A 14,632-nucleotide genomic window follows, 5' to 3' on the forward strand; every position below is an offset into this window, starting at 1 on the left:
CTGACACGTCGGCCGGATCATGTCCGAACGGCGCGATATCGACGGCGGCCACGGCGGTGGCGCGCCGCACGATCACTCATGTCCATCTCTGATCGGAGCCTTGTATGAACCACTCCATCAGCCTCACCGTGAACGGTGCGCGGCGCGAATTCGTCCTCGACGATCCGCGCGTGACGCTGCTCGATCTTCTGCGTGAGCGCCTCCATCTGACCGGAACCAAGAAGGGATGCGACCGCGGCCAATGCGGCGCCTGCACCATTCTCGTCGACGGCAAACGTATCAATTCCTGCCTCGCGCTCGCCATCAGCCATGAGGGCGCCGACATCGTCACCATCGAAGGCGTCGCGCGTAGTGACCAGCTTCATCCCGTGCAGGCTGCCTTCATCGCCCATGACGGATTTCAGTGCGGCTTCTGCACACCCGGCCAGATCATGAGCGCGATCGGCATGATGCGTGAAGCCCAGGCCGGTAGCGATCCCGAGCGCATCCGCGAATGCATGAGCGGCAATCTCTGCCGCTGCGGCGCCTATGCCGGCATCGTCGATGCCGTGCTCGAGGCGCAGGCCGGCATGGATGAATCCAATCAGAGGCGCTCCGCATGAAACCGTTCGATTACGTCAGGCCTGCCACGGTCGCCGAGGCCGTCGCCGCTGCCGCGCAGCCGGGCGCGAGCTATCTCGCTGCCGGCACCAATCTGCTCGATCTGATGAAGGGCGGCGTCAGCCGTCCGGATCGTCTCGTCGATCTCACGCATCTTGAGGGGCTCGATGCGATCGACCGCCTGGCCGATGGCGGCTTGCGCATCGGGGCCCTGGTCAGCAATGCCGATCTTGCGCACGACGCGGCGTTCGCAAAGTCTTATCCTGCGGTGGCGGAGGCGCTGCTCTCCGGTGCATCCGCGCAATTGCGCAACGCCGCGACCGTCGGCGGCAATCTCCTGCAGCGGACACGCTGCGCATATTTCTACGACACCGCCAGCCGCTGCAACAAGCGCGAGGCCGGCAGCGGCTGTGATGCCCGCGGCGGTGAGAACCGCACCCAGGCCGTGCTCGGCTGGAGCGCGAACTGCATCGCAACGCATCCATCGGATTTCTGCGTGCCGCTGGTCGCGCTTGACGCCATCGTCGAGATCGAGGGCAAGAACGGAAGGCGCGAGATTGCGCTCGACGAACTGCATCGTCTGCCCGGCGATACGCCGGAGCGTGACTCGGCGCTCGAGCCCGGCGACCTGATTGTCGCGGTCCGCCTGCCGCCTGCGGCGCGCGGCTTTGCCGCACATGCGCGGTATCTCAAGGTTCGTGAGCGCACGTCTTACGCTTTCGCGGTGGTCTCGGCCGCGGCCGCGTTGCGGATAGAGAACGGCAAGATCTACGAAGCGCGGCTCGCGCTCGGCGGCGTCGCCGCAAAACCGTGGCGCGCCCGTGCCGCGGAAGACGTGCTCAGGGGCGTCGCGCCCACGGCCGATGCCTTCCAGGAAGTCGCATGGCGTGCACTCACCGACGCAAAGCCGTCCGGCGACAACGCCTTCAAGATCGAGCTCGCGCGCCGCATCGTCGTGCGCGCGCTGACCCTCGCTGCCGCCGGTACGCCGGCGCGCATGCCGGCGCTGCCGGCCTCTCCCTTTGCCTCGACGTCTGGAGCCATTCATGCCTGAGCTCAACCTGACCAGCGCGCCCGCCCACCTGCGCCACGGCTCGAACATCGGCCAGCCGCTGACCCGCCGTGACGGCATCCTCAAGGTCAAGGGGCAGGCGACCTATGCCGCCGACAATCATCCGCCGGGTATGCTGTTTGCGGTGATGGCGGTCTCCAGCATCGCGCGCGGTCGCGTGACCTCGCTCGATGTCACTGCCGCCAAGCGTCATCCCGGCGTCGTCGACGTCATGACACCCGACCACAAGCCTCGGCTCGCGATCGATCCGGAGATCAAGACCAATCCGTTCGTGTTCCGGATGGAGGTGTTGCAGAGCAATGAGGTCCGTTACGCCAACCAGCCCATCGCCGTCGTGATCGCCGAAACGCTGGAGGCGGCGACGGAAGGCGCGGTGCTGCTGGCGCCCCGCTATGAGACGCTGCCTGCGCTCGTTGGCCTGGATGCCGGCGAGAGTTTCGTGCCGCCCGTCGTCGGTGTCGGCAACCCCACCGAAAATCATCGCGGCGATGTCGAGGCGGGTCTCGCCTCGGCCGAGAAACAGATCGACGCGATTTATGAAACGCCGCCGCAATATCACAACGCGATGGAGCCCCATGCCATCGTCGCCGCCTGGGACGGCGACAGTCTGTCGATCGACATGCCGACCCAGGGCCTGATGTTGTCGCTGGGGCGCATCGCCGAGCTGTTCGGCATCGCACCGGACAAGATCCACATCCGCAGTCCGTTCCTTGGCGGCGGCTTTGGGTCGAAGGGGCTGATGGCCGGCCCGCAAGTGCTCGGCGTCATGGCCGCAAAGCTGATCGGCAAGCCGGTCAAGCTCGTGCTGCGCCGTGAGCAGATGTATGGCCCGGTCGGCCATCGCGCGCCGACGCGTCAGCGGTTGCGTATCGGCACCGACGGCGAGGGACGTCTCACTGCCCTCGATCACCACGCCAGGACCGTATCGAGCACGTTCGACGACTTCTACGAGCCCGCGGCCGACGCCTCCCACACGCTTTATGCGGCGCCTGCGATCCGCACCTCGCATGACGCTGTGCGCGTCAACACCGGCACGCCGCTGTTCATGCGCGCGCCCGGCGAGGCGACCGGATCGATCGCACTCGAAAGTGCGATCGACGAGATGGCCTGGGCCTGTGGCATCGATCCGCTCGCCTTACGCCTGAAGAACTATGCCGAGGTCGAGCCGATCACCGGCAAACCGTTCTCCTCGAAGGCGCTGCGTGCCTGCTACGAGCAGGGCGCGGCGCGCTTCGGCTGGTCAAAGCGATCGCTGCAGCCACGACAGATGCGTGACGATTCCGGCCTCCTGGTCGGTTGGGGCATGGGCACCGCGACCTTCCCGGCGCTGATGTTCCAGGCCGAAGCACGCGCGGCGATCCGCCGCGACGGTAGCGGCGCGATGGAGATCGGCGCGCATGACATGGGGCAGGGCGCCTGGACGGCGCTCGCCCAGATCGCGGCCGATGCCGTCGGCCTCGATATTGACCGCGTCGAGTTCAAGGCGGGTACATCAGACCTGCCCGATGCCGGCATTGCCGGCGGCTCGGCGCACACGGCGACCGCCGGTGCTGCGATCCACAGTGCGGGCGCGGCCGTCGTCGCCAAGCTCGCCGATCTCGCAACCCGTGACGAGCGGTCACCGTTGTTCGGCGCCGGCAATGCCGGCGTGATCGCGCGCGACGGCAGGTTGATCCGTCGCGACGACGAAAGCCGCGGTGAGAGCTATGCCGAGATTCTCGCGCGTGCCGGCGTCGCTGAGGTCGAAGCCCGCGGCACCGGCGCGCCGAACCCTGCTGCGATGGAAGAGTATGCGATGCACGCCCACGGCGCGGTGTTCGCAGAGGTGAAGGTCGATCCCGAGCTCGGCCAGATCCGTGTCACGCGCATGGTCGGCGCGTTCGCCGCGGGGCGCATCGTCAATCCCCATCTGGTGAAGAGCCAGCTCTTCGGTGGCATGATCTGGGGCATGTCGTTCGCGCTGCACGAGGAGGCCATCACCGACCGCCGCAGCGGCCGGATCATGAATGCCAATCTCGGCGAGTACCACATCCCCGTGAATGCCGACGTGCCGCCGCTCGACGTGATCACTGTCGAGGAGCACGATACGCATGTGAATGCGCTTGGCATCAAGGGCGTCGGCGAGATCGGCATCACCGGCAGTGCCGGCGCGGTCGCCAACGCGGTCTGGCACGCGACCGGCGTACGTGTCCGTCGCTTCCCGATCAAGATCGAGGAACTGCTGACGTAGGTCTGGCGCTGGCGACAACACGACGCTGCCGCGCTGCGGCAGCATCGTGCCTGCACCAGCCGAGGTTCGAGTGCGGCTAAAGCGCGATGAAATTAGATTCAGTCGGCTGTCCGGGCTTCACCTCTCCCTGCGGGAGAGGTGATCGGAGTTCCGGACTCAATTCATCGCGCTTTAGCGGATGAAGCCGGGAAGGTTGTCGATGTCGGGCGAGGGACGGGCAGGAAAAAGCCTTGCGGTCGAGGAGTTGTCGAGCCTTCGCTTGCACTTCTCCTCGTCCTCGTTCTCTTTGCCCGTGCGCTTCTTTGCAAAGAGATCATCGAGCCGGTTGACGATCAGCATGGCGTGATCGCGTTCCAGCGTGTCCGGGTTCTTGCGTTGCTCGTCGGAGCGAAAGGTGCCGTCGGCGATCTTGCCGTTCATGTCGTAGTCGCAGCCCGCCTTCCAGTCACCCTGATCCCACTTCCAGCCCTGCGCCTTCAGGCGGCCATCCTTGTCGACGGTGATCTTGATAGTGGCATTGTAAGCCAGCCAGACACCTGCAAGACCCGTGCGTTTGTCGTCGAAGCCCTCGAGTAACGCGATGCGCTCGCGCTGGAGGCCTTCGACGTGGTCGCGTGCGTTGGCCGTGAAATGCATCTGCGCCGTCTGTTTCTCCCAGGCCGGATGCAGGAATTCGGGATACTCTCGCGTCTGGGCACCGACCCAGTTGCGCTGGTCTTCCGTCAGCGCGCGCCGGGTCGCATCGTCGAGCCTCGGGAGCAGTGCCTTCCAGGCGCGATTCAGCCGCCTGTCGTTCTCGGCGAGGTCGGGGTCGGCGCAGATTTCTTCGTCGGTCGCGGTATCAGGGCGCAGGCAGTCGAAGGTCGGCATCACGAAGCTGGTGTCGGCCCTATCGGCCCCATCCTGCCGCCCGCTCGCAAAGTAACTGCCCGTGATCTGCCACATGTAGTCGCAGTCGTTGCGTTCGTTGTTCCATTCATTATCGCCGTCGATCATGACGACGCGCAGCGAGTCACCCTGACGACGAACCTTGATGGACGGTGGCTTCAGGGACTTTGCCTCGGCCGGCGTCTTCTGCTCCCCGGCGTTTGCCGGCTTGCCCTCCTCAGGGAGGATTGTGCCGCTCAGCCAGCCGCCCGCGGCCGGCGCGACGACCGCATTCAACTTGCAGGAGCGATGCTTGTCGCTGCCGTAATAGGCCTGCATGTCCGTCGCGAGACGAAACGTACCGTTGTCGGTCGCGGTCAGTGTAACGCTCCCGAACGCATAAACCCACGTGCCCGCGAGCCCGCTGCGTCCAAATCCCTGTGCGACGTCGTCCAGTACGGCGGTGCGCTGGTGAAGCGTTGCGATGAAGTTCTCGCGAAGCTCGTCCTCGTTGACCTCCTGGACGGTGCCCGCGGCTTCAAGGATCATTTCGTTGAACCAGGCCTGATCACGCTTCAGCAGCGGCCGGATATTGGCCGGCGTTTTCGCCAGCGCGGCATCGAACGATCTGTCGATCGCAGCGACGAGCTTGTCGTAACCGGCCTTGCCGCAATCGGCTGTCGTGAAGCCGGCGCCGTCGCTGTTGACCTCGCCGCAGAGGGCGATGGCGGTCGGCTCGCGGCTCCTGGCGCGCAGGTCAGCGTCCATCGCGTGGCTGATCGTAGGGATAAGCGACGCCACCGCAGCAAGCAGTGCGACGCGGAAAAAGGCGGACATTGGCGGCTCGTAGAGGAAGCGGGTCGGGTTCCGCCCTTTGGTCGCCCGCAATGTCTTCCCGGTTCAGGAAGGGGCCGCTAAATCTGCTTTCGCGACTCGACTTAGTTCAGCTTACGCCGGAGGGCCTTGATCGCTTCCCTCTGCGTCTCGATGTAGTCGGCGATAGCCCTGCGCAGCTCGCGCGAATGGAGCTTGTCGGCATCGCGCTGAACTTCGTCGAGCGCGGCTTCTGCATTGGCGAGAGTGATCTTCATGCGCGAGCCTCTGTTACGAAGCGGCCCCGGAGTGCCCAAGGAATGCTCGAGTGTCCGGGGCCATAACCTCAGCACCTTTGCGCCAGGCTGCTCGGCTACGGTTCGCAATATATAGAGGATTGGCTCGCGGAGATTGAGATGCCTCAAGCTCCGTAAGATATCGGTGGCTCCGTAAGATCCCGGATGCGGTCGATCGCGCTTCAAAACGTCGGCGGCGTGCAGGCCGAGATCACTTCGCACGGCTTGCCGCCGACGCAGCGGAAGCGATGCGGGCGGCGACTCTCGAAATAATAGGCGTCGCCCGGATTGAGGATGCGTCGCTCGTCCTCGACGGTGACTTCGAGCTTTCCCGAAATCACGATGCCGCCTTCCTCGCCTTCATGGACGAGGTGAACGCGTCCGGTGTCGCTGCCGGGCTCGTAGCGCTCCTTTAAAATCTGCAGGCTGCGTCCGAACAGATTGTCGCCGACCTGGCGAAATGAGATCGGCTTCTTGCCGACCTCCGTCAGCTCCTCCGCGCGGTAGAAGATCTTGCGCCGGCTCTCCGGCTCCAGCGCGAAGAATTCGGCGAGCCCCATCGGGATGCCGTCGAGGATGCGCTTGAGCGCTCCGACCGAGGGGTTCATCTGGTTGGATTCGATCAGCGAGATCGTCGAATTGGTGACGCCGGCGCGTTTGGCGAGTTCCCGCTGCGACAGCTTGTGGCGCGCCCGGATGAATCGCAGCCGTCCACCGATGTCGACGCTCATGCCCTTGGTCCCTGTTGCAGGTGTTGCGGATCGCGCAAATATGGACCGGCAGACCCAGTTAAATCAATGGTTTGCAGGTCACCAGAAAAGGACTTGTTGACCTATTGCAGCCGTGGCTCTGCTTATGGGTCAGCAAAGGAGCGTGGCCCGTGAGCCTTCATCAGATTCCGAACACTATCAAGACCGACTCGTTCTGGATGCCGTTCACGGCCAACCGTCAGTTCAAGAAGGCGCCGCGCCTGTTCTCCTCGGCTGAGGGCATGCACTACACCACCGTCGACGGCCGCAAGGTGATCGACGGTTCCGCCGGCCTCTGGTGCGTCAATGCCGGCCACGGCCGCAAGCAGATCGCCGCCGCTGTCGAGCGCCAGCTCATGACGCTGGATTTCGCGCCGACGTTCCAGATGGGCCATCCGCTGGCGTTCGACTTCGCCGAGCGGCTCGCCGAGATCGCGCCGAAGGGCCTCGACCGCATCTTTTTCACCAACTCCGGCTCGGAGTCGGTCGACACCGCGCTGAAGATCGCGCTCGCCTATCACCGCGCCAACGGCCAGTCGAGCCGCACCCGCCTGATCGGCCGCGAGCGCGGCTATCACGGCGTCGGCTTCGGCGGCATGTCGGTCGGCGGCATGGTCGCCAACCGCCGCGCCTTCGCGACGCATCTGCCGGGCGTCGACCATATCCGCCACACCCATGATCTCGGCCGCAACGCCTTCGCCAAGGATCTGCCGGATCACGGCGTCGAGCTCGCCGACGACCTCGAGCGCCTGGTCGGCTTGCACGGCGCCGAGACGATCGCCGCCGTCATCGTCGAGCCGGTGCCGGGTTCGACCGCGGTGCTGCCGCCGCCGAAGGGCTATCTCCAGCGCCTGCGCGAGATCTGCGACAAGCACGGCATCCTCCTGATCTTCGACGAGGTCATCACCGGCTTCGGCCGCCTCGGCACGCCGTTCGCCGCCAACTTCTTCGGTGTCACGCCGGACCTGATGACGACGGCCAAGGGCATCACCAACGGCACCATTCCCTGCGGCGCGGTGTTCGCGAGCCGCAAGGTGCATGACGGGCTGATGGTCGGTCCGGAGAGCCAGATGGAGCTGTTCCACGGCTACACCTACTCTGCGCATCCGACGGCCTGCGCCGCGGGTATCGCAACGCTCGACATCTACAAGGACGAGGGTCTGCTCACGCGCGGTGCGTCGATCGCCGAATACTGGCGCGATGCGCTGCATTCCCTGAAGGGCTTGCCCAATGTCGTCGATATCCGCAATTGCGGCCTGATGGGTGCGGTCGAGCTGGCGCCGCGTGACGGCGCTGTCGGCGCGCGCGGCTATGACGTCATGGTCGATTGCTTCAACACCGGCCTCTACCTGCGTATGAGCGGTGACTCCTTCGCGATGTCGCCTCCGCTCATCGTCGAGAAGAGCGACATCGACCAGATGGTCTCGATCCTCGGCGATGCCATCAAGAAGGCGGCCTGATAATTGCTCTCGCCGCTCAAGAACTTTTATCTTGCAGCGGCGAGCGTGATCCCGCGGGAGTTTAACGAAGCGTGAAAGTTCTGATCCTCGGCAGCGGTGTCATCGGTGTCACCTCTGCCTACTACCTTGCGCGTGCCGGTCATGAGGTGACGGTCGTTGATCGTCAGCCGGAGCCGGCACTGGAGACCTCTTTCGCCAATGCCGGCGAGGTCTCGCCCGGCTATTCCTCGCCATGGGCTGGCCCTGGCGTGCCGGTGAAGGCGGTCAAGTGGCTTCTGATGAAGCACGGTCCGCTGGTGGTTCGGCCGAAGCTCGATCCCGTGATGTGGGTCTGGCTGCTCAAGATGCTGCGCAACTGCACCAGCGCGCGCTACGCGGTCAACAAGAGCCGGATGATCCCGATCGCGGAATACAGCCGCGATTGTCTGCGTGACCTGCGCCGCGACATCGGCATCAAGTATGACGAGCGTTCCCAAGGCACGCTCCAGCTGTTACGCCACCAGGCCCAGCTCGACGGCACCGGCGAGGACATCGCCGTGCTCAAGCAATATGGCGTTCCTTTCGAGGTGCTGGGCCGCGAAGGCTGCATCGCGGTCGAGCCGGCGCTTGCCGGCGTGAAGGAGAAATTCGCCGGCGGACTACGCTTGCCGCAAGACGAGACCGGCGACTGCCACATGTTCACGCAGGCGCTGGCCAAGCATGCCGAGGCGCTCGGCGTGCGCTTCATGTTCAACACCAGCATCGACCGCATCGTAACGGACGGCGCGCGCGTCAGCGGTGTCGCGACGAGCGCCGGCATGTTGCAGGCCGACGCTTACGTGCTTGCGCTGGGAAGCTGGTCGTCGCGTCTCGTTGCGCCGCTCGGCATCTCGCTGCCGGTCTATCCGGTGAAGGGTTATTCGATCACGGTGCCGATCAAGGACGCCTCCGGCGCGCCGGAATCGACCGTGATGGACGAGAGCTACAAGGTCGCGATCACTCGCCTTGGAAGTCGCATCCGCGTCGGCGGCACCGCCGAAATCTCGGGCTTTTCGACCAAGCTCTATGACGCGCGCCGCGCCACGCTCGATCACTCGCTGACCGATCTGTTCCCGCGCGGCGGCGATCTCTCCAGGGCGACATTCTGGAGCGGCCTGCGTCCGATGACGCCGGATGGCCCGCCGGTGATCGGTCCGACGCGGTACGCCAATCTCCACCTCAACACCGGCCACGGCACGCTCGGCTGGACCATGTCCTGCGGCTCCGGCCGCGTGCTTGCGGACATGCTGTCGGGCAAGAAGCCGGACGTTGACGTCAGCGCGCTGACGGTGGACCGGTACAATCACCGGTTCGGGTGATTTCTTCGCCTCTCCCCGCGTGCGGGGAGAGGCCGGAATTTGCGTAGCAAATTCCGGGTGAGGGGGAGTCTCCGCGAGTTTCGCTCACACCGTTTGCGTGGAGAGGGCCCCTCACCCCGACCCTCTCCCCGTAAGAACGGGGAGAGGGTGAGCAGTTATCCCGTCCCCGTCACGCAATTCACCCACAGCACGACTGCCTTTGCGTCGTTCGCCGGATTGGAAAACCGGTGCGGACGGCGGCTCGCAAATCTAAAGCTGTCGCCGGTCTTCAGCGACCATGTCTCGCTATCCACCGTCAGCATCATCTCGCCTTCGAGCACGAGCCCGGCTTCCTCGCCGTCATGGGTGTAGAGCTCATCGCCAGTGGAGCCGCCGGGCTCCAGATGCACCAGGAACAGGTTGAGGCGGTTGTCGGCGGTCGCCGGGCTCAGCAATTGCTTGGAGACGCCGGTGCGCCAGAGTTTCAGTTCGGGTCGCTGCAGTCCGCGCGTCACGACCTGATCGGAGGCACCATCGGCGCTCGGGCTCGCGCCGAACAGTGCGGCGATGCCGACGCCGAGCACGTCCGCCAATGTTGCCAGCACGCGGAGCGATGGCGACGACAGTCCGCGCTCGATCTGGCTGAGGAAGCCGATCGAAAGATCTGTGCGCTCTGCCACCGTTTCGAGCGAGAATTGCCTGACGCGCCGGAGATCGCGGATGCGGCGGCCGACAGCGACGTCCATCGCGGGCTCGGCCGATTTGGTAATGGCCTTGGCCTTCACCTTCTTCGCCGGCTTTGCAGCGGCTGGTTTGCGTATTCTTTTGCCACCGCTCACGTCAAACCGCTTCCTTCATGTGCATGAAAACCGCTTGCATCGACCGCAAAAATGTGACCAAATTTTCATATTGGTGAAAATAGGCCGAAACGGCTTGGCCCGCAACGTCTGCGATCACGACATGCGCGAGCGCCGACATTGGCCAGACCCAAAGGGGGATGCGATGAAGCGTTTTGTTCGGGCCGCGGTCGCGGCACTTGCACTATATGCCGTGGCACCGGCTTCCGCGCAGCAGGTGCTGAAGGTCGGCTCGACGCCGACCGGGATTCCTTTCACCTTCCTCGACACCAAGACCAACACCATCCAGGGCATCATGGTCGATCTCGTCACCGAGATCGGCAAGGATGCGGGCTTCAACGTGCAGATCGAGCCGATGCAGTTTTCGGCGCTGATCCCGTCGCTGACCTCGAGCAAGATCGACATCATTGCGGCCGCGATGTTCATCACCCCGCCGCGGAAGGAAGTCGTCGACTTCTCCGACCCGATCTATACCTATGGCGAAGGCCTGGTGGTGCCGAAGAGTGACACCAAGGCCTATGCGACACAGGATGATCTGAAGGGCGAGACGGTTGGGGCCCAGGTCGGCACTGCCTTCGTCGACGCGCTGAAGAAGTCCGGCCTGTTCGCGGACGTCAAGGCCTACGACACCATCCCGGATATCCTGCGCGACGTGAACACCGGCCGCCTCAAGGCCGGCTACGCCGACTATCCGATCCTCGCCTACAATCTGAAGCAGGGCGGTTTCCCCGAGGTGCGTCTCGTCGACGGCTACAAGCCCATCACCGTCGGCTCGGTCGGTATCGGCGTGCGCAAGGGTGAGACCGCGCTGCTCGGCAAGATCAACGCCTCGCTCGCGAAGCTGAAGGCCAACGGTACTATCGACAAGATCCTCGACAAATGGGGCCTGAAGGCACAGGGCTGACCGATAGAGGCTGATCGAAGGCTGCCCGATGAAAGGCTTCTGGCACGACGCCGCCGACTTCTTCCCGATCCTGATGAACGGCGTCGCGCTCACGATCGTCGTTACCATCGGCTCGCTCTTGCTCTCGACGGTGCTCGGCCTGATCTGGGCGATGATGCGGGTCTCCGGCATCAAGGTCCTGTCGATGCTCAGTGCCAGCCTGATCAACGTGATCCGCGGTATCCCGATCATCGTGCTGTTGTTCTATCTCTACTTCGTGATGCCTGATCTCGGCGTCACGCTCTCGGCCCTGCAGGCCGCGATCCTCGGGCTCGGCATCGCCTACTCGGCCTATCAGGCCGAGAATTTCCGCGCCGGCATCGAGGCCATCGACAAGGGCCAGATCGAGGCGGCGCAGTCGATCGGCATGGGCTGGTGGCTCACCATGCGCCGCGTGGTGCTGCCGCAGGCGGTGCGCATCGTGCTGCCGCCCTACGGCAACGTCATGATCATGATGCTGAAGGATTCCTCGCAGGCCTCGACCATCACGGTCGCCGAGCTCGCGCTGCAGGGCAAGCTGATCGCCTCCTCGACCTTCAAGAACACCAGCGTGTTCACGCTGGTGGCGCTGATGTATCTCACCATGAGCATTCCACTGATCCTGCTGGTCCGTCACTTCGAGAAGCGGGCCGGCAAACGATGATCGAGCTCAAGGACGTCCACAAGAGCTTCGGCAGGGTCGAGGTGCTCAAGGGCATCACGGCTTCCGTCCAGAAGGGTGAGGTGGTCTGCATCATCGGCCCCTCCGGTTCCGGCAAGTCGACCATCCTGCGCTGTATCAACGGACTCGAAAGCTATGACCGCGGCGAGATCGGTATCGAGGGCCTGAAAGTCGATCGCGACGCGCCGTCGATCGTGAACATCCGCACCCAGGTCTCGATGGTGTTCCAGCGTTTCAACCTGTTTCCGCATCGCACGGCACTGGAAAACGTCATCGAGGGGCCGCTCTTCGTGAAGAAGGAGCCGCGCGCGCAGGCATTCGAGCGCGGCCGCGCGCTGCTGGCCCGGGTCGGGCTTGCCGAAAAGGCCGATGTGCATCCGCCGCAGCTCTCCGGCGGCCAGCAGCAGCGCGTCGCGATCGCGCGTGCGCTCGCGATGCAGCCCAAGGCGATCCTGTTCGACGAGCCGACCTCGGCGCTCGATCCCGAGCTCGTCGGCGAGGTGCTGAACGTCATGCAGCGGCTGGCATCCGAGGGCATGACCATGGTGATCGTGACCCACGAGATCGCCTTCGCCCGCGAAGTCGCCGACCGACTCATCTTCATGCGCGACGGTGTCGTGGTCGAGGAAGGCCCGGCGCGGCAGGTGATCGACAATCCGCAAGAGGCCGCGACGCGCGCCTTCCTCAGCCATTTCCACCGCACCGGCGCGCTGCCGCCGGCCACCACAGCATCATGATGCCAGATATCGACCGCGTTTATCTCGTCACCGGAGCCGCCAGCGGCATCGGCCGCGCCACCGCAAAGCTACTTGCGGCCCCCGGGGCGGCCCTGCTGCTCCACACGCGTTCGAACGCAGAAGGTCTCGATGCCAGCGCGGCGGAGGCCGAAGCGAAAGGATCGACCGTCGCAAAATGCCTCGGTGATCTTGCCGAAGAATCCGCGGCCACTGATGCCATAGCCGCCGCGAAAGCCGCCTTCGGCCGGCTTGATGGATTGATTCTCGTTGGCGGCCACGCCCGCCGCGGCAGCGCGATCGGCACGCCAGCGGATCAATTCCGCCAGGCGATGGATGAATCGGCGTTGGCGTTCACGCGGCTGGTCGACGCTGCCCTTCCGCTGTTACGCGCAGGGCGCGATGCACGGATCGTGGCGGTGTCGTCCTTCGTTGCGCACGCGATCCGGCCCGAATTCGCCCCCTTCGCGGCGACGGCGGCGAGCCGCTCCGCGCTGGAGGCGTTGGTACGGCTCACCGCGATCGAGCTTGCCAGGGATGGCATCACCGTCAATGCGGTTGCACCTGGCCTCATCGTCAAGGACAAGCCGAGCGAGAGCCGGCTGTCGCCCGAGCAGATCGCCGCGACCGAGGCGCTGATCCCGATGCGCCGCCGCGGGCGGCCGGATGAAGTGGCCGAGATCATCGCCTTCCTGGCGTCACCGAAGGCGTCCTACGTCACCGGCCAGGTCTGGCACGTCAATGGAGGCCTGACATGACCGAAGCAACCGTCGAACGTCTCAGGCTGTTCCTGATCGAAAGCCCGATCAAGATGGCGCGCCTCCAGGGCGTCGGCAACGTCAAGGGCACGGTGAAGCGCGTGCTGATCGAGCTCACCTCGAGCGACGGCGTGATCGGCTGGGGCGAGGCGGCACCGTGGGAGGTGTTCACGGGAACGCCGGAAGCGGCCTTCTCCGCCCTCGACATCTATTTGCGTGGAATCGTGCTCGGCAAACCCGTGCGCCGCATCCGCGCGCTGATGGCGGAACTCGACCGCGCGCTGGTCGGACATGCCGAGGCCAAGGTCGCGATCGAAATGGCGCTGCTCGACATCGTCGGCAAGTCGTCGGGGCTGTCTGTCGCGGACCTCCTCGGCGGCCGCGTGCGCGATACGATCCCGCTGTCGTTCTCGATCGCCGATCCGGATTTCGCCGCCGACCTCGAACGCATGCGAAAAATGGTTCCGGACGGGAACGTCATCTACAAGGTCAAGACCGGCGTGAAGCCGCATCGCGAGGATCTCGACCATATCGAGGCGATCCGGAAGGAGTTTGGCGACAAGGTCGATCTTCGCGTCGACTACAACCAGGCCCTGGCGCCGTTCGGCGCCATCAAGATCCTGCGCGATGTCGAGCAGTTTGCGCCGACCTTCATCGAGCAGCCGGTGCCGCGGAAATATCTCGACGTCATGGCGCAGCTCACCGCGGCGCTGGAAACGCCCGTGCTCGCCGACGAAAGCTGTTTCGACCGCCGCGACATGATGGAAGTGGTGCGCCGCGAGGCGGCCGATGCCGTCTCGATCAAGCTGATGAAGGCCGGCGGCCTGTTCGAGGCACAGGCGATCATGGCGATCGCCGACATCGCCGGCCTGCCCGGCTATGGCGGCACGCTGTGGGAGGGCGGCATCGGACTTGCCGCCGGCACGCAGCTGATCGCCGCGACGCCGGGCATCTCGCTCGGCTGCGAATTCTACATGCCGCACCACGTGCTGACCGAGGACGTGCTGGAAGAGCGCGTCGCCAATCGCGCCGGCCATGTCGTGGTGCCCGACGGCCCCGGCCTCGGCATTCGCGTCAGCGAAGCCTCGGTCCGTGCCAACGCGCGGGTGCTGGCGGAGGCGTAATAGCGGCCACAATCTCGCTGTCGTCCCGGGCAAGCGAAGCGCATCGCCGTACGTGCCGGGTTGAACAGGATGACCTTGATGGCCGTCCGTCCTGGCGCCAGGCCGCGACGCCTGCGAATGGTTCCGCTCTCGTGCACACGCGGCGCCAGCCC

The 14,632-nt window shown here is 65.0% G+C and carries 14 protein-coding genes and 1 pseudogene; 10 read left to right on the forward strand and 5 right to left on the reverse strand.

Annotated elements, in window-relative coordinates; all coding sequences use genetic code 11:
- Positions 1 to 104: 104 nt before the first annotated feature.
- The 3 genes from AC630_RS35175 to AC630_RS35185 are packed head-to-tail and all read left to right on the forward strand — an operon-like array spanning position 105 to position 3,902.
- Positions 105 to 602, forward strand: a complete 498-nt coding sequence (locus tag AC630_RS35175; RefSeq protein ID WP_074123000.1) for a (2Fe-2S)-binding protein — start codon at positions 105 to 107, stop codon at positions 600 to 602.
- Positions 599 to 1,654, forward strand: coding sequence for an FAD binding domain-containing protein (locus tag AC630_RS35180; protein WP_074123001.1), 1,056 nt, complete (start codon positions 599 to 601; stop codon positions 1,652 to 1,654). Before AC630_RS35175 ends, AC630_RS35180 begins: the two co-directional genes overlap by 4 nt.
- The gene (locus tag AC630_RS35185) at positions 1,647 to 3,902 is read left to right on the forward strand and encodes a xanthine dehydrogenase family protein molybdopterin-binding subunit (RefSeq protein WP_074123002.1); all 2,256 of its coding nucleotides are present in this window, start codon (positions 1,647 to 1,649) and stop codon (positions 3,900 to 3,902) included. The genes AC630_RS35180 and AC630_RS35185 overlap by 8 nt, the downstream gene beginning before the upstream one ends.
- A gap of 171 nt (positions 3,903 to 4,073) precedes the next feature.
- Here the strand turns inward: AC630_RS35185 and AC630_RS35190 are convergent, their stop codons facing one another.
- From AC630_RS35190 to AC630_RS35195, 3 genes are all read right to left on the reverse strand, one after another.
- Positions 4,074 to 5,606 carry a lysozyme inhibitor LprI family protein gene (locus tag AC630_RS35190; protein ID WP_143198554.1) on the reverse strand — a complete coding sequence of 511 codons (1,533 nt, stop codon included), beginning with the start codon at positions 5,604 to 5,606 and terminating at the stop codon, positions 4,074 to 4,076.
- Between the two features lie 101 nt (positions 5,607 to 5,707).
- Entirely contained in the window at positions 5,708 to 5,860 is a 153-nt protein-coding gene (locus AC630_RS45880) for a hypothetical protein (protein WP_167561341.1), read from the reverse strand.
- Between the two features lie 200 nt (positions 5,861 to 6,060).
- Entirely contained in the window at positions 6,061 to 6,609 is a 549-nt protein-coding gene (locus AC630_RS35195; RefSeq protein WP_074123004.1) for a cupin domain-containing protein, read from the reverse strand.
- 149 nt (positions 6,610 to 6,758) lie between these two features.
- On the opposite strand from AC630_RS35195, the gene aptA reads away from it, so the two are divergent.
- Complete coding sequence (gene aptA / locus AC630_RS35200; RefSeq protein ID WP_074123005.1) at positions 6,759 to 8,087, forward strand: omega-aminotransferase AptA; 1,329 nt, start codon at positions 6,759 to 6,761, stop codon at positions 8,085 to 8,087.
- Positions 8,088 to 8,158: 71 nt separating this feature from the next.
- A complete protein-coding gene (locus tag AC630_RS35205) occupies positions 8,159 to 9,424 on the forward strand; it encodes a D-amino acid dehydrogenase (RefSeq protein WP_074123006.1) in 1,266 nt (421 codons plus the stop codon).
- Positions 9,425 to 9,579: 155 nt separating this feature from the next.
- On the opposite strand, the gene AC630_RS35210 is transcribed toward AC630_RS35205, so the two are convergent.
- Entirely contained in the window at positions 9,580 to 10,242 is a 663-nt protein-coding gene (locus AC630_RS35210) for a helix-turn-helix domain-containing protein (protein ID WP_074123007.1), read from the reverse strand.
- 163 nt (positions 10,243 to 10,405) lie between these two features.
- On the opposite strand from AC630_RS35210, the gene AC630_RS35215 reads away from it, so the two are divergent.
- Genes AC630_RS35215 through AC630_RS47435 form a run of 5 tightly spaced genes read left to right on the forward strand, consistent with a single transcriptional unit; the run spans position 10,406 to position 14,480 of the window.
- Entirely contained in the window at positions 10,406 to 11,164 is a 759-nt protein-coding gene (locus AC630_RS35215; RefSeq protein ID WP_074123008.1) for an ABC transporter substrate-binding protein, read from the forward strand.
- A gap of 28 nt (positions 11,165 to 11,192) precedes the next feature.
- On the forward strand, positions 11,193 to 11,846 hold the full coding sequence (locus AC630_RS35220) for an amino acid ABC transporter permease (protein WP_074123009.1): 654 nt from the start codon (positions 11,193 to 11,195) through the stop codon (positions 11,844 to 11,846).
- On the forward strand, positions 11,843 to 12,601 hold the full coding sequence (locus AC630_RS35225; RefSeq protein WP_074123010.1) for an amino acid ABC transporter ATP-binding protein: 759 nt from the start codon (positions 11,843 to 11,845) through the stop codon (positions 12,599 to 12,601). Before AC630_RS35220 ends, AC630_RS35225 begins: the two co-directional genes overlap by 4 nt.
- A complete protein-coding gene (locus tag AC630_RS35230) occupies positions 12,601 to 13,356 on the forward strand; it encodes an SDR family NAD(P)-dependent oxidoreductase (RefSeq protein WP_074123011.1) in 756 nt (251 codons plus the stop codon). The genes AC630_RS35225 and AC630_RS35230 overlap by 1 nt, the downstream gene beginning before the upstream one ends.
- Positions 13,353 to 14,480 (forward strand): muconate cycloisomerase family protein, encoded by a 1,128-nt coding sequence (locus tag AC630_RS47435; RefSeq protein WP_074123012.1) that lies wholly within the window; start codon positions 13,353 to 13,355, stop codon positions 14,478 to 14,480. The genes AC630_RS35230 and AC630_RS47435 overlap by 4 nt, the downstream gene beginning before the upstream one ends.
- A 38-nt stretch (positions 14,481 to 14,518) precedes the next feature.
- On the opposite strand, the pseudogene AC630_RS48520 reads toward AC630_RS47435, so the two are convergent.
- A pseudogene (locus AC630_RS48520) lies at positions 14,519 to 14,629 on the reverse strand (hypothetical protein); the annotation flags it as partial.
- Between the last annotated feature and the right edge of the window lie 3 nt (positions 14,630 to 14,632).

The sequence above is a fragment of the Bradyrhizobium sp. AS23.2 genome, from assembly GCF_001908185.1.
Classification (GTDB): Bacteria; Pseudomonadota; Alphaproteobacteria; order Rhizobiales; family Xanthobacteraceae; genus Bradyrhizobium.

Coding starts and splice junctions, on each gene's coding strand:
- AC630_RS35230 (WP_074123011.1), top strand. CDS start 12,601: ATGCCAGATATCGACCGCGTTTATCTCGTCACCGGAGCCGCCAGCGGC.
- AC630_RS35175 (WP_074123000.1), top strand. CDS start 105: ATGAACCACTCCATCAGCCTCACCGTGAACGGTGCGCGGCGCGAATTC.
- AC630_RS35220 (WP_074123009.1), top strand. CDS start 11,193: ATGAAAGGCTTCTGGCACGACGCCGCCGACTTCTTCCCGATCCTGATG.
- AC630_RS35215 (WP_074123008.1), top strand. CDS start 10,406: ATGAAGCGTTTTGTTCGGGCCGCGGTCGCGGCACTTGCACTATATGCC.
- AC630_RS35190 (WP_143198554.1), bottom strand. CDS start 5,606: ATGTCCGCCTTTTTCCGCGTCGCACTGCTTGCTGCGGTGGCGTCGCTT.
- AC630_RS45880 (WP_167561341.1), bottom strand. CDS start 5,860: ATGAAGATCACTCTCGCCAATGCAGAAGCCGCGCTCGACGAAGTTCAG.
- AC630_RS35185 (WP_074123002.1), top strand. CDS start 1,647: ATGCCTGAGCTCAACCTGACCAGCGCGCCCGCCCACCTGCGCCACGGC.
- AC630_RS35180 (WP_074123001.1), top strand. CDS start 599: ATGAAACCGTTCGATTACGTCAGGCCTGCCACGGTCGCCGAGGCCGTC.
- AC630_RS47435 (WP_074123012.1), top strand. CDS start 13,353: ATGACCGAAGCAACCGTCGAACGTCTCAGGCTGTTCCTGATCGAAAGC.
- AC630_RS35195 (WP_074123004.1), bottom strand. CDS start 6,609: ATGAGCGTCGACATCGGTGGACGGCTGCGATTCATCCGGGCGCGCCAC.
- AC630_RS35225 (WP_074123010.1), top strand. CDS start 11,843: ATGATCGAGCTCAAGGACGTCCACAAGAGCTTCGGCAGGGTCGAGGTG.